Origin of the sequence: Paenibacillus brasilensis (assembly GCF_009363115.1) — a bacterium.
Classification (GTDB): Bacteria; Bacillota; Bacilli; order Paenibacillales; family Paenibacillaceae; genus Paenibacillus; species Paenibacillus brasilensis.
The window spans coordinates 783,150-796,442 of sequence record NZ_CP045298.1; the positions used below are offsets into that span (position 1 = coordinate 783,150).

The 13,293-nt window shown below is 43.8% G+C and carries 11 protein-coding genes; all 11 read right to left on the reverse strand.

Annotation, left to right across the window (positions count from 1 at the left end; translation table 11 throughout):
* Nucleotides 1-194 precede the first annotated feature (194 nt).
* Nucleotides 195-875 (reverse strand): Imm3 family immunity protein, encoded by a 681-nt coding sequence (locus GCU48_RS03600; RefSeq protein WP_152379083.1) that lies wholly within the window; start codon nucleotides 873-875, stop codon nucleotides 195-197.
* 12 nt (nucleotides 876-887) lie between these two features.
* Entirely contained in the window at nucleotides 888-4,226 is a 3,339-nt protein-coding gene (locus GCU48_RS03605) for a deaminase domain-containing protein (RefSeq protein WP_152379084.1), read from the reverse strand.
* 67 nt (nucleotides 4,227-4,293) lie between these two features.
* Nucleotides 4,294-4,716: a DUF4280 domain-containing protein gene (locus GCU48_RS03610; protein WP_152379085.1), complete on the reverse strand. Its 423-nt coding sequence runs from the start codon at nucleotides 4,714-4,716 to the stop codon at nucleotides 4,294-4,296.
* 26 nt (nucleotides 4,717-4,742) lie between these two features.
* Nucleotides 4,743-6,167 carry a phage baseplate assembly protein V gene (locus GCU48_RS03615; RefSeq protein ID WP_152379086.1) on the reverse strand — a complete coding sequence of 475 codons (1,425 nt, stop codon included), beginning with the start codon at nucleotides 6,165-6,167 and terminating at the stop codon, nucleotides 4,743-4,745.
* Complete coding sequence (locus tag GCU48_RS03620) at nucleotides 6,164-6,781, reverse strand: hypothetical protein (RefSeq protein WP_152379087.1); 618 nt, start codon at nucleotides 6,779-6,781, stop codon at nucleotides 6,164-6,166. The genes GCU48_RS03615 and GCU48_RS03620 overlap by 4 nt, the downstream gene beginning before the upstream one ends.
* A 95-nt stretch (nucleotides 6,782-6,876) precedes the next feature.
* A complete protein-coding gene (locus GCU48_RS03625) occupies nucleotides 6,877-7,644 on the reverse strand; it encodes a DNA and RNA helicase (protein ID WP_152379088.1) in 768 nt (255 codons plus the stop codon).
* Between the two features lie 72 nt (nucleotides 7,645-7,716).
* Entirely contained in the window at nucleotides 7,717-8,019 is a 303-nt protein-coding gene (locus GCU48_RS27645) for a hypothetical protein (protein WP_244316066.1), read from the reverse strand.
* Nucleotides 8,006-8,524 (reverse strand): RDD family protein, encoded by a 519-nt coding sequence (locus tag GCU48_RS03635; protein WP_152379089.1) that lies wholly within the window; start codon nucleotides 8,522-8,524, stop codon nucleotides 8,006-8,008. The genes GCU48_RS27645 and GCU48_RS03635 overlap by 14 nt, the downstream gene beginning before the upstream one ends.
* 63 nt (nucleotides 8,525-8,587) lie before the next feature.
* A complete protein-coding gene (locus GCU48_RS03640; RefSeq protein ID WP_152379090.1) occupies nucleotides 8,588-11,239 on the reverse strand; it encodes an Hsp70 family protein in 2,652 nt (883 codons plus the stop codon).
* A 32-nt stretch (nucleotides 11,240-11,271) separates the two neighbouring features.
* Nucleotides 11,272-11,961: an iron-dependent peroxidase gene (locus GCU48_RS03645; RefSeq protein WP_152379091.1), complete on the reverse strand. Its 690-nt coding sequence runs from the start codon at nucleotides 11,959-11,961 to the stop codon at nucleotides 11,272-11,274.
* The gene (locus GCU48_RS03650) at nucleotides 11,958-13,277 is read right to left on the reverse strand and encodes a normocyte-binding protein (RefSeq protein ID WP_152379092.1); all 1,320 of its coding nucleotides are present in this window, start codon (nucleotides 13,275-13,277) and stop codon (nucleotides 11,958-11,960) included. Before GCU48_RS03650 ends, GCU48_RS03645 begins: the two co-directional genes overlap by 4 nt.
* Nucleotides 13,278-13,293 lie beyond the last annotated feature (16 nt).

Here is a 13,293-nt window from a genome sequence, read left to right on the forward strand (position 1 = left end):
GGTTATATGTGTTATTGGTTGAATGATGGGTTCATTCGGCACTGGGTGGGGTGTTCTTGAAAAGCCGCCACTTAAATGATTATATTTTTTAGAATGGAGCGGCGAAAAAAAAGAAACCACAATACGGCGGTTAGCTCACATTGTGGTGATATTAGTAATATTGTGAGTAGATTGTTTTTATCAGAACCAGAATATTATTCTAATACATTCTTAACGGCTCTTGATAAATCTGTTAATTCATCTAAGCTAAGTTCCTCATTAATTGAATCCATTTTAAAACCACTTATTTCATCAATAATTTCTTTAGAAATAGTTTGATTATTCTTCAATAGTATTTCAGCCAAAGTAATATACACTGTAATTTTTACACTAGGAGTTCGATCGCACCCCCTCTTATATCTTGACAGCACCTGATCTATGATCTCATCACTATCCATATTCTGGGTAACGAGCTCTAAATAGAAATTACTAACTGCATTCCTAATTTCCGTATAGTACCATCTCGCCTGATTACACGAATCGATAGGCATCAGTTTTAGCTTCTTTATTACCTCATCTTTACGAATTGATATTTCTTCAAATTGCTCTTGATTTAGTTGTCCATCTATTATTTGGCTTCTAATTCTATTTAGATCTATTGACTCTAATTCATGTAAAAGAACTTGTTTTGTTTTATTGTAAATCCTTGGATTTTGCAATGAAAGCTCTGCATATAGAATATATATTAGCGCTCTTTCCATTTCATCAACAATATTTTCAGAATAAAATTCATTGAAAGTAATGTTGATTGCTTCATCGTGACTATAATATTCATTTTTGTACTTTTCTACATCCAAATAGAATTCATCTATTAAATCCTGATACTGCCATGTCATAAAAAACACCTCTTATTTTTTAGGAATTTTATTTCCATCATTATGAATTATCTCAATTATAATACCAGGATAATCCTTTTTAAAATCTCTAATATTTTTATTACAGCTCGCGCAAGTATCATTTTCTGTGAATAGTTTTATTTTTCCTATTATATTTGGATTTGGTTCACCAAGTTGATTTGCCAAATCATTTATAATTTTATGCTCCGTATCACCATTTCTCGGTATAAGTTTACCAATACTATTAGGAGCATCTTCTGCTGGATATCTAATCTCACCTTGTGGTTTGAATGAAAAACCATCGTAATTCATTTCAGTTTGGTGTGGTGGCGGTGGTCCATCTACTTGACTGTGTGCATAGAATTCTTTTTTTATCCCTGAAATATCAACTTCCGCATATGCAAAGTTTGATCCACTCTTATTCAAAGCTCCATTAGATAATCTACTCTTTAACTCTGACACCCTTTGAATGATATGACCTTCAGCATCTGGATCGATTTGTCTTGTTGGAAACCAGTCTCTACCATCACCCGTCCCCTTAGTTTCGAGCGGCTTCTCCTTTGGTTTGCTCACTTTGGGAGGTGTAAGTTTAATACTTGCACTAGATGGCTGGGCAGTTGTATTGATCTTCCCTTGTGGAATAGATCTGGCCGGATTGATCTTGGAAGACGTAACCTTATACTTACCTGTGCCGCCTGTGCTCAGACGAGATTTAACTTTGGCTGGTTTGGTAGTAACTTTAATTTTCCCTTCGGGAACAGCTTTCGTCGAATTGATCTTGGGAGAAGCTTGAATTTTCATTCTTTGTTTGAGCAACGATAGCATTTGTGCAGGCTTGCCGTTACTTGTGAGCTGTCTTGCCGATGTGTACACTTTTCCCATGTTCGATTTCACTAATGGACCTAGTCCCGCAAAAGCTCCACCTAGCGCCCCTCCAAGTGTCGCCCCTGTCACTAAGGCTTCTGCTAATTCGTCACTCTTTGAGCGATCATGAGTCAGAGAAAGGCCAACAGATTGCAATCCACCCGATATGCTCCCTGTAAGAATCCCGTTAGAAATCTTTTGGGATACCTCTGGATTCATTACTTTCCCTATACTGTTTGCTAATTTGTTTTCAACAGCTTGTCCTGCTTTGGTGGCCAAAGTGCTTTCTGCAATTTTGAGTGTGTCTGAATAAAATCCTTGCCCTTTGATTCCAGATCCAGCCGGAGTTAAAAAATTCCCTGCAATGTTCCCTGCAAAATCACCTATTTTATCTACCGTTTCATTTCCCGTTGATGCTACCTCATAGTCTACGGGACTGCCAATAGCAGCAGCAGATGAAGTACTGAAACGCTCAATCGTTTTACCCATAGCAGTTTCTAGTAGAAAATAATTAATCCCATCAACCCCAGGAACTAGAATATTCTTCTTCATCCATTTCAATGTAGGATTTGAAGGGTACGTGGCTGTTAGCTCCCTTTGTCTTTTCTCATACTCTGAAATTTTCTCTTGTGGTTTAGGTAGTGCATTCACTCTCTTTACCCATTCGTTTAATGCTTTCTTATCCCCCGCTGCCCCACGAGCTATTAAAGAATTAGTCAAGAGATAATGGGCATTCAATGGATTAGGGGGAGCAACATTTTTAGGTACGCTTGCCAGTAGCGATAAACCTGCTTTCGTATAATTCTTTTTATATACGTTTACGCCCGTATTTAAAACTGTTGCCACAGATCCAACCATGGGAATCATACCTGCTACACTTAGACACGTTTGGACCTTGTTAAGTATTCCGTCCAAAATCCCCGACTTCGGGTTCATCTTGGCTATGGTTTTCCCAGAAGCTGGCTTGCTCTGAGATGCCTTCACTTCATTATAGGCTTGTACCGTCATGAGTGGAGGTTCTGGTACAGGAGCTAGATCGGCAACATATACAGGACGCTTTATAATTCCATCCAGCCTTACTTGGGACGAGCGAAGATCAGTCTCTCCATCAAGTATCAAACTGCTCCTCGATGCCTGCATATATATGGACTCCCCAGCCTGCATACTCAGTTTAGTACCTGCATCCAACGTCAACGTCCTTCCAGCGTAGATGGACAGTTCACCTTCACTTTGAACTTGCACTCCATTTTGATCTAGTTGGATATACACCTTATTCATCTTCGCCGTCACCAAAACTTCAGATGGACTTAGCTTCAGTTCCTTACCTCGGCTGGTTCCCCAATACTTGACGTCAGGATCAGCCAATTTGGGAGTGGATGACTTACTACGCCGTATAGAACTCTTCACAAATCCTTCCGACTCTCGCTCATTGGGGAATTGCAATTGTACTGTATCACCTAGCTCAGGCATAACGTACCATCCAGTATGCCCCTCTGCCGAGAATCCTGTGTCGTAAGGAAACCACGATGCCTTACTCTTATCTTGTTGTTCATCAATGCTCAGATGTACACGCACTTGGTCTCCCATAACCTCGATAACTTTACCTTCCAAGGACGCACCACAAATCTGGGCATTATAACACAGGTTTTGTCGTATTCTCTCACTCTGGACTAATGTGTATTCATGCAACAGTAATCCACTACGTATTTTGGACACAATCCGGGTTACAACAAGCTCTTTGCCTCGAAAACGGAGAGAATCTCCCGGCCGGAAATACTGTCCACTTTCAACAGTATAACAGGTCTTATGGGATGAAGCTGATGCCTCAATCGCGTCCCCTTCTCCTCTTATTGCAGCAAAGCTCCGTTTTGTGCTATACGTCACCTCATCTAATTCACCCACATTTCCTTCAGGCATACCGAACCAAAACTTAGGTGTCTCAGCAGCAATTTCAGGTACCAAAACACCTCCGAACCGTGAAGCCATCCGTTTTAAAAAAGCCCAATCCGTTTCTCTAAATTGTAAAGTAAATTCCCCCAATTTAGCATTTTGAGATACAGTATCAATAATGTCTGATCCTTCATACTTGGAAAGAATCTGTCTTTGTAACTTTTCATAGGTTAGATTACGATCTTGAAAAGATCGGGTAATAGGCTTTATATCTAGCTGAATCGTATGTGATACCGCTTCTATTTCAATATAATAAATATCACGAACAGTATTCAAATTCACATGCGTAATTCCCCCATGAAATAATGACCGCAGACGCTTACCATGCTCATCTTTTTGAATCACTTCTACAGACTCAGAGGCACCCTCCATTTGTATTAAACGAGTCTGCTCTTCTTCTGGAAAGATACCACGAATTCGTAGGAAGGCGTGATCATTTAAATTTCGTTCAATATGCAGATGTTCTATATGTTGTATGGGATAAATACCGACAAATTCTAAACTCTGATAACTCGATATTTTCTCAACTTGGCTCACTGAATATATTCCCCCTCTCTTACAACATCACCTAAAAAAGTTACAAGATATCTATTGGATTAAAAATTCAATCCAAATTCTGGCCATCGTTCTCAATACTTATGAACCCACAGTATAAACATGAGTTTGAACACTGGTCTGTTAGCGAAGCCTGTCCTTCTACCAAGACATCCTTTTTTCCACCTATCCATGGCTTTGTAATCATTGGAATACAGGGGGCTTTTTTCACACCGTAAATATCAACCATATTGCTATTTAAAACTGCGGGATTAGTAAGGCTGAAACAACGTCCAAAACCTGAAATATTATCACCCGGCAAATAGTCACTCACGTTCATTTGCGCTTTATCCTTGATATAGACTCCATGACTGAATGGACGCTTGAGTCGCGTCGGTTGCGTACCAAAGCTACATTTTAATATTGCTCCTGCAACAACATAACCTTTCTTGTCAGCTGAATTGGCCTGTAAAATCAATTGTTCTTCTGCCATCCTGCTACCTCCTATACTTTAAGCAATCAGTTTGTCTTCACTTCACTACCGATTACACTAGTATCACCACCGAGCACGATGTTGCTGCTCTGGCTAGATAGGGCAACTTCCTCTCCGGCAGAAATTTTTATTTTTTTACCGGCACTCATATGAATATTTCCTCCAGCAGAAAAACTGATGGCCTTGTCACTTACAATCTGAATTCCACTTCCTTGATTCAACTGGATAAAAATGGACCCATCTTTACCTGTAATTACGATTTCATCAGGTGTCATTCGAATTTCCTTGCCATGCGGTGTACGAAAAATTTTGGTATCAGGACTGTCAATTTTGTTGTATCCATCTTTAGTGCGATCTTGACGGGCCGAACTACTAGCAAAACCCTCTTGCTCCTGATGTGCTGGAAAATACACTCTTACAGTATCACCTATTTCAGGCATAACGTACCATCCACTGTATCCTTCAGCTGTATAACCTGTTGCATAAGGGAACCAATGCGCTTTATCTTTAGCTTGAACTAAATCTATTTCAAGATGCACCTTAACTCTGTCTCTCTGGAGCGCTATAACCTTACCCTGCAACGATAAACCGATCATTTGTTCATTAAAAATTTCCTTATGGCGAAGACCTTCATGTGATGTCAACGTATAAATGCACTTCAGTATCCCTTTGCTCATTTCAGTTAGTGCTTTATATACAAACAAGGTTTTCCCATGAAAAATTACTTGGTTCCCTAGTTCAAGGACATGATTAGTCTCTACAACATAGTCTATAAAATGGTTTTCTTGGATAGTAGCTGTACCATTTTCAGAAAAATAGCGGAAGGAAGACATACGTTTACTAATGGTATAATGATAATTTTCCAAGTTCACTGGGGCATTAACTTCTTCCACACCAAAATAGAATTTGGGGGTGCTAAACGTAGAAGCTGGCATGAGAGATGTATGATAACGTGAAGCAATCCGTTTAAGAAACTCCCAATCTGTTTCACGGTACTGTATTGTTAGTTGATTTAATGATGCTCCTGCGGTTGCTGAGTCAATAATATCAATTCCAGGATAATCGTTAGCAATAACCTTCAATAGTCCAGCCATTTTCATATGTTTATCTTGAAATGAACGACTCTTCTTACATATGTCAAGCCTGTAGGTATGAGATATAGCCTCAACTTCAAGATAGTATACTCCTCGTACGAATTTCACTTCAATATCCAACACTGTACCACTAAATATCAATAAACGTTCGCCTTCCTCTGTAATCTGGGATACCTCTATTAAAGAATCTGCCTCAGTCATTTCTACGTAGGTATCCTTCAGTTCTTCGGGTACAATGGCAGTGAATTTTAAACGTGTGTGATGGTTCAATTGCTTCTCAATAATTAACTCATGTAGATTAACTAATTGATAGGGTGTAATTTGCACATTGCTGTATGTTGTGCTTAAAACCTTCATATTAACTCACCTTCCCTTTTGGCTTGAATTACTAAAGAACCCATCAAACCTTTCGCTATCGGCCGCCAAAGTTTAACCTCTTCTTCCATACAGTTAAAAGTAATGATAAGAGCACGCTCCTCTAATGTGACAAAACAAGCCAAATTGTAGACCGGAGTACTCAAAGTAGGTGTTATAAATTCGCAATATCCAGCCAACTGATTTTGAATACGAATGATGCCGTCTCCATACCATTCCATAAGCCTCTCTGTATTTTTAAGTATATGGACCATTTCATTCTTAAATAGCTCCATCTCGGACTCCAAAAGCTCACTTGATGTATGGTTAAATGTGAGATTAGTTGTACCCGTATTATTCGCAAAAATAAGTCCCGGTCGATGGCAAGATGGATACTTCAACAAAGCATCTTCTTCCTCCATTTTCTTAAACGTTTTCGGCATGGTCATGGATATCCGCTCATTCAGCAAAAGGCGTTCGGTTAAAGAAACAGTCTCACCGTCTAAATGTATTAACATCTGCAGTGAAATCGTTGACCAGTCTTTTATAGATACAGATAACTTCTCTTGCTTTAATGAGTTCATTAATGCTAAGATTTGCTCGTCCATATACTCCATATCATCGGCTCCTTTGGCTTATTATCAACCCATCGATAATATGATCGTTTCTCAAATTGGTTCTCTTACTCAATAGCTCCTATGACTCTAAACTGCTAATCTACTAGCATCCGCTGACCTCCTGAACGAGTGGTCCCTGCATTCACACGTCGGCCTCCTTTTTCCTCCAACACACGGGCCAGCACCTGATGCAGCTTACTAGAATCGTAGTCTCGGTAAGCTGCCCCTGAACGGGACGACAAATAATAAAGAACAGCTTCCCGTTCAATAAAGCCTTGATTAAGACACAACATCGTAAATGCTAGATCAAATGGATCTGACGTTCCACGACTGATAAGCTCACGGGCGAACATTTTAAAAATATAGGGGGACAGCGTCGGTCCCGTTGTACCTGCATGCTGCACTTGAATAAGGCTAAACGTGTTGAACTCCGTTGCCAAATCGGCAAAATCCACATAATCAGAGCGTAATAGAGCGCCTGTTTTGAGCTTAAATCTGCCTAATTCCAGTTCTTGCGAATTGACTTCTTCTTCGAGGCATATGTTTCCCAAGTGTTGCTGAAAATCAGCAGTGGATTGCTCCTCCTGAAATCTGATTTTCAACACCGACAGCCGCCCGGTGGCTGTATATGGCACTTCCTGCCCCTGCTCTAGCAGGTACAGTCTGCCCTTATGTTTCACAATGCCTCTGCCTACGGTCAGCGCGTGTTCCCCGACGGTCACGTTCATTCCGGTAATGATGCCATCCGAATAATCCTGATACCGGATATCCAGAAAACTACGCGGGTAGTCACGCAGATTTTCCAGCATCTCGGTTTTGAGAATACGTCCTTTCTCGAACTTCGGCACGATATGGGTTAACATCGTGGTCTCCTCCTTCCTTCGTGTTTTTTCTGCTCCGTGCGGTTTACAGATTATCTATGTTGACTTCTTGGGCTACTCTTCTTTATTCAAGGGAACAGACAACCGATTTACACCGGGTGCAGGAGCCGGAACAGTCACCTCTGGAATCGTCGAATGGTTCAACACAACTGAGTGACCGGATTTACCAAGAGCATTGGGCTTCTTAGCAGTTAAAGCTGCCATAATATGACCGATAGATTTAGTGAAGAAGCTAGTCACTTGACTCCAGTAACGGGCCTTGGAGTGTACAAAGGATTCTTTTTCATTGTTATCATCCGCCACAGCAATCCTTACAGACAGCTTGCCGACCCTTCCTTTACATTTAGACGTTTCCATGACTGTTTCGCTCTGCCTGCTTATGAAGGATGTAATTCAGTTCGCGTTTGTCCACAACATAGGTATGGGCGATCAGATCATGGAGGGCTTGTTTTTTGGCGGTGAAAGCCGTCATGATAAAGCCGATCCATAAAATGATACTCGACAGAATCTTACTCCAGTAACGAGCACTCGCACGTCCAAAGCTGAGCTTTTGGTTAAACTCATCTACCACAACGATGCCAAGAGCCAGCTTGCCTACCGTAGCTCTGCATTTGGACGATTCCATAAGTGCATAATACAGCCACGAAATCCCCAAATTCAGCAAAGTCTGGCCTAATAATTTCATTGTAAAAATAGCAGGCAGTCCGTCTGTCAGTACAGAGGTTTCTGTCGGGGATGGCATCGAATTCCCAAAGACCTGAATTACGCCCCAGATCAACCCAATAATCATAAATACAAATCCTAAAATAAGGCTATCAATGATATAAGCCAACGTTCGTTTCCAAAAACCCGCATACAGCATGTTATCCCCTCCAAGTGTTGTGTGTACTTTTCATATTCTGGATTTTGAAAAATCCTCAGTTTCCTACTTCGTACCGTCAAAGAAATCCAGTTCGGAAAGATCATTTTCGAAGGCAAAAAAGCGTTTGGGCCCCAGATGCAACAATTCATCTCGACGAGTAATCGGTACTACATAAAAGCCCCAACGGCTGTCGCCGGCAAAAACAAAATATTTCGTCTCCTCATTGCGGATGGAGTCGGTATCATCCTGCGGGATATCCCGCCCGTACAGCACGGCGATTTCCTCATACGGCATGGGCTCAAAGGCTTCCGGCCGGCTGCGGTACACATGGCGCTGACGCAGCTTGCCGCCGCTGGCCGTCAGGAAAAATTCCACCTCAGCCGCATGAGACGGCCGGGAAATGGAGCCGCGCACCCGATTGCTTTCCAGGCTGGCAATCAGCTCTTTTTCACGCCCCGTATGCGTCCAGGCGCTAACAGTGTACGGAATAGCCGGAATATGATTGGTAATGACAGGCTCAATTGTGCCCATTTTTTTGGCATTCAGGTAACGAATAGCTCCACGCAGGCAGGCCATTTTCAGCTCAGGCACCCGGCTCAGGTCTTCCGCTTTCTGCCGGAATTCAATGCTGCGCCCTGGCACAAATTCCTTTAGTGCTTCGCGAAATACGTCAATCCGGCAGGACTGCCCGGTCAGCTTGATAATGGAATAATCCTGCAAGCGTCCCTCCTGATAGAAGTCATCCAGAAACTTGCGCACAATATTATAGATATCCGCTTTGAGCAGCAGTTGTATTTCCCGAATGTTAAACACCACATCAGGCAAGCCATATTCATCGCGGAAGCGTCCGTTCTCGATGACTGAAACCAGCCAACGGTCCAGCACCGCAATGTTCAAGTCACTTTCGGCTGATAACACCTGTTCAGACTCAAAGCGACTGCGCAATATGCCTGTACGCAGAAAAAACTCCTTTTTCATATTTTCTGCCGCACTCCACAGCAGATGAAAATTACTCAGCACCCGCTGATATTCATCCCGCGTGGCATGCTCGTACCGTTTGAACGCCGTAGGCAAAATAGCCTCTGCCTCACGATAACGCTCTTCCAGTCCTGCATAAACAGCATCTACGTCAAACTCATCCACATGACGATACAAATCCCCTGAAGGAATGCCAATCAGGGCATCTATATCGGTATCAGGCAACCGGGTTTCGGCTGCATAATAACCTGCAAACACAATTTTCATAAATTGCATAATCCGATACGTCAGATTGTTTCCGCCAAAATTGGTATCGCCATTTTCATACGTCGTGTGAATATCCAGCTTGTAAGCAATACGTCCATCCTCAATCCGGAATCGGCAGGATGACAAATCCGTCGTGCCTCCGCCACAATCAATGACAAGTGCCTGATATTCCTCACCGTCCGCAAAAGTTCCTCGCTCCATCTGGTCTGCCAGCGTGTTGTACAGCACAGCCAGCCCTTCGTCCAGCGCATCCTCCGCTTCAATCCGATAGTCTGGCAATATGTCAGTAAACATCTCAATAAACTGTGGCTGTAGCTTGACTGGAGCAGAAAAATGCAGATTGCGAAACCGGCACTTAAATTGCTGCTCGGCGGTGCCTATCACATAACGGATAAATGCCGCCAAAATATCGCAGCGGGAAGCGGTCGCTGTATTCCCCTCGGAATCCATTAATTCCTCGATTCGCTTGTAATCATTGACCCAACGCTTAATGCCCCGAAATACCGTTGCACGGCTGCCCGCCACGTCTGTTCCACGCAATGCTTCCTCCCCGAAGACATACACGATATGCTCCGGATTGGTGCAGTCCGCCACACGAATAGCAGTCGGTAGAACCTCGATCCAGTCGCCTTCCGCACCTGCCGGGCCGGGAAATGACACATAATTGATCGCGTTCAGCTGTACCGTGCTGCTCATGCCTGTATCTGGGGCTGTGACATAGGAGCTATCCAAATAAGCTCCTGCCGTTGTGTTCGAGGTGCCAAAATCGATGGCCAGTACGGCATCTGTTGTTTCAGTGCCCCGAATGATCAGTTCTGCCACTGGAACTCGGTGACCCTGCAGCTTCAGGGGCAGCAGCGGCTTATCCCCATAGTAGAGATTATAAAAATATTCTGATTCCTGTCTTCGCAGAAACAACAGGCTATAGCTATGATTGGCCGTCTCTCGCAGTTCAGCATCGCGATGCCGCGATAGATAATATACGCCTGCTAGTCTCTCATCCTTCACCACATTCAAAACACCGCACAGTTCTCCCATCGCATTCACCAGCAGCACATTAGATGAGCTGAGCCAAGGCAGATCGGACTCGATTCGATAGTTGTCCATGCGGCCTGTCCGCACACCCTGATACAGCGTAATTTTAGCCGGAACCCGGATGCCGCCGCTCTCCTGTCGACGGTCATTCCAATTTCGCTGGAGTGCTGATTCCATGCGTTCAAAGCCGCCAGGGTTGGGTCTTGTGATGAGTAAATGCTCCTCTGCGCTCCGAAATCGCAAAATGACACGAATGAGTTCTTCGCGTGCCAGACGATTGGCAAAGCCCTCGACCAGACGCTCCTTATCGCATATCCCGCGCAACTGGAAGGTCGTCATCTGCTCCAATTCCGCCCGCGTGTATTTCGCTGTGAAGCGAACGTTTTTTTGATCAGTGGGCGGGTTAAGCAACCTGTATGTATAGGGTCCGTTCATCGTTCACATGTCCTTTCTGAGCCATTTGGCCTTTAATAGAGGGCGATAGCGTCTATTTTCATCGTAGGATCTGCCTCCAAAATGCCGAAATGACTTGTCCAATACAGCTCAGTCGTAAAACGTGCCGGGAGAAACAAATCCAGAATTAAATCCACCTTCAGCCGTGACAGCTGCGTTTTCTCCTGGCCGATATAAACGAGCAATTCATCTTTCTCCTCACAATTGGCATAAATGATCGAGCGATAAAAAACACGCCGCATCGTTTCTTTTAACAGATGCACTGCTTCCCCTGTCTCATACAGGCGGAGCAGTCCTTCGGCAATCGCATCCTGTTCCTCGCGGTTTAATTGTTTAAAGCTTTCCTTCACCTTCGGGCCAAAAATGCCGTCAGCAATGTCGCGCTGAACAAACCGGATATGATACTCGCGCCGATTCATCCCTTGATACAAATCAATTTCCGCCAGAAAATGCATCATGATATCAAATAGCGATTCCCTTAGCTCCAGATCATCTTCAATATCCGGTGGAAACAGGTCCCGAAAAATAGAATAGAAGCGGTAGTACGGATTGATTTCCACCACCTGCTCCAATTGGGAAGTATTCAAATCTACCAGACTAAGCTCCATATAGGGAGAATAGCTGACAGCGGGTACGAAACGGAATCTATCCACATCCAGCTCCTGTTCCCGCGCACGCATGAGCAAATCCCAGACGTAATTCACACCCATTCTCCTTCACATTTGTACTCTGGAAAATACATCTGCACTTCCGATACGAGAAAGCTCATTAAGTCAGATAACATGTAAGCAGGTGAGACTGGCGAAGCATCTTCAGAGCCGAGTCTGAACCCCAGCCGCATGATTTGCTTGCCTTCCTCGGTCCGCACATTATCGCTGACAAACGGGTTCAGCGGATACGTCTGGGATTTGGTTACAAGATTGCTTACATCACTTCTACCGGTGCCTCCCCAGATGTCCACACGTTCCAGCTCCAGTCCATGGGCTGCTTCAAACGAATTAACGATACGCGTGATTTCCGCTTTGGCCCGGACAATCACGGCCTGCTTGCCTGCATAGCGTCCCAAAAAGCTGTCCTGCCGCCGATTGGACAATACGGGATACGTCTGCCGGCTAAGTCTTGTCGTTACTGGCTTTGTAACCTTTAGCACATTCCATTCGCCGGATTTATCCCGTGGCGTGACAATCGTCAGTTCTTCTTCCGTACGCTTGATATACCGAATATCCCCTTCAGCGCCGTCGATCAGGTAACCATGCTCAGGTCCTGTTTTACGCAGAGGCAGCACATGCTCATAGTTCACACGATCCATAGCGGGTATCGGAAAACCGCTGTTCTTTAGAGATAACCGTTCAATGTTCCAAAGCGGAAAAACATCGCCCTTCTTAAAAACGTCGAATTCCTCCAATGAGATCGTAATTTCGTGAATTTCCTCATGGGCAGCGGGCTCCCCGTCTCCTCCAATCAACACACAATCAACAAATTTATAAGCATACGGGTGATTAATTGTTTTCCATGGCATACCATTTTGCATAAACATATGATACAGCTTCTCAATTTCCAAAATATAGGAACGATTGTGCTCCAGACGAAAACGAATGGGATAATTTCCGGTTTCCGTAACCAGCATTCCTGCAAAAATCCGCTTGCTGTGTACCAGCGCTGTGATTCGTTCGGTCTCCATTTCCAGAAAAAGTGTAAACAGTGGCAGCGCTCCGCCTTCGCGAACCACCTCAGCTACACGGCTGATGTCCACCTTCTTGTCCTCCGTATCGGACGGTAACACCGGATATAAAAACTCATGAATCGGGTCATAGTCCTCACGCGATGTCAATGATACATACACGTCAAACTTTTCTTCCGTATTCTCTATTTCCTCAAATACCCGCCGTTCCAGCTGGCGGGTCATCTCTTCCTGATATTCGACGAGGTTCATAAACACCCCCGCCATCATATTTTTCAGTAAACGTCTCTGCTCCAGATCGTCCATCTTGCTCAAACGGTCCTGCACCAGTTCTTTCACGACGTTACACTCCTTT

Bases quoted from the DNA above. Each gene is read 5' to 3' on its own strand.
- GCU48_RS03625 (WP_152379088.1), bottom strand. From the start codon at position 7,644: ATGTTAACCCATATCGTGCCGAAGTTCGAGAAAGGACGTATTCTCAAA.
- GCU48_RS27645 (WP_244316066.1), bottom strand. From the start codon at position 8,019: ATGGAAACGTCTAAATGTAAAGGAAGGGTCGGCAAGCTGTCTGTAAGG.
- GCU48_RS03635 (WP_152379089.1), bottom strand. From the start codon at position 8,524: ATGCTGTATGCGGGTTTTTGGAAACGAACGTTGGCTTATATCATTGAT.
- GCU48_RS03620 (WP_152379087.1), bottom strand. From the start codon at position 6,781: ATGGAGTATATGGACGAGCAAATCTTAGCATTAATGAACTCATTAAAG.
- GCU48_RS03615 (WP_152379086.1), bottom strand. From the start codon at position 6,167: ATGAAGGTTTTAAGCACAACATACAGCAATGTGCAAATTACACCCTAT.
- GCU48_RS03640 (WP_152379090.1), bottom strand. From the start codon at position 11,239: ATGAACGGACCCTATACATACAGGTTGCTTAACCCGCCCACTGATCAA.
- GCU48_RS03610 (WP_152379085.1), bottom strand. From the start codon at position 4,716: ATGGCAGAAGAACAATTGATTTTACAGGCCAATTCAGCTGACAAGAAA.
- GCU48_RS03600 (WP_152379083.1), bottom strand. From the start codon at position 875: ATGACATGGCAGTATCAGGATTTAATAGATGAATTCTATTTGGATGTA.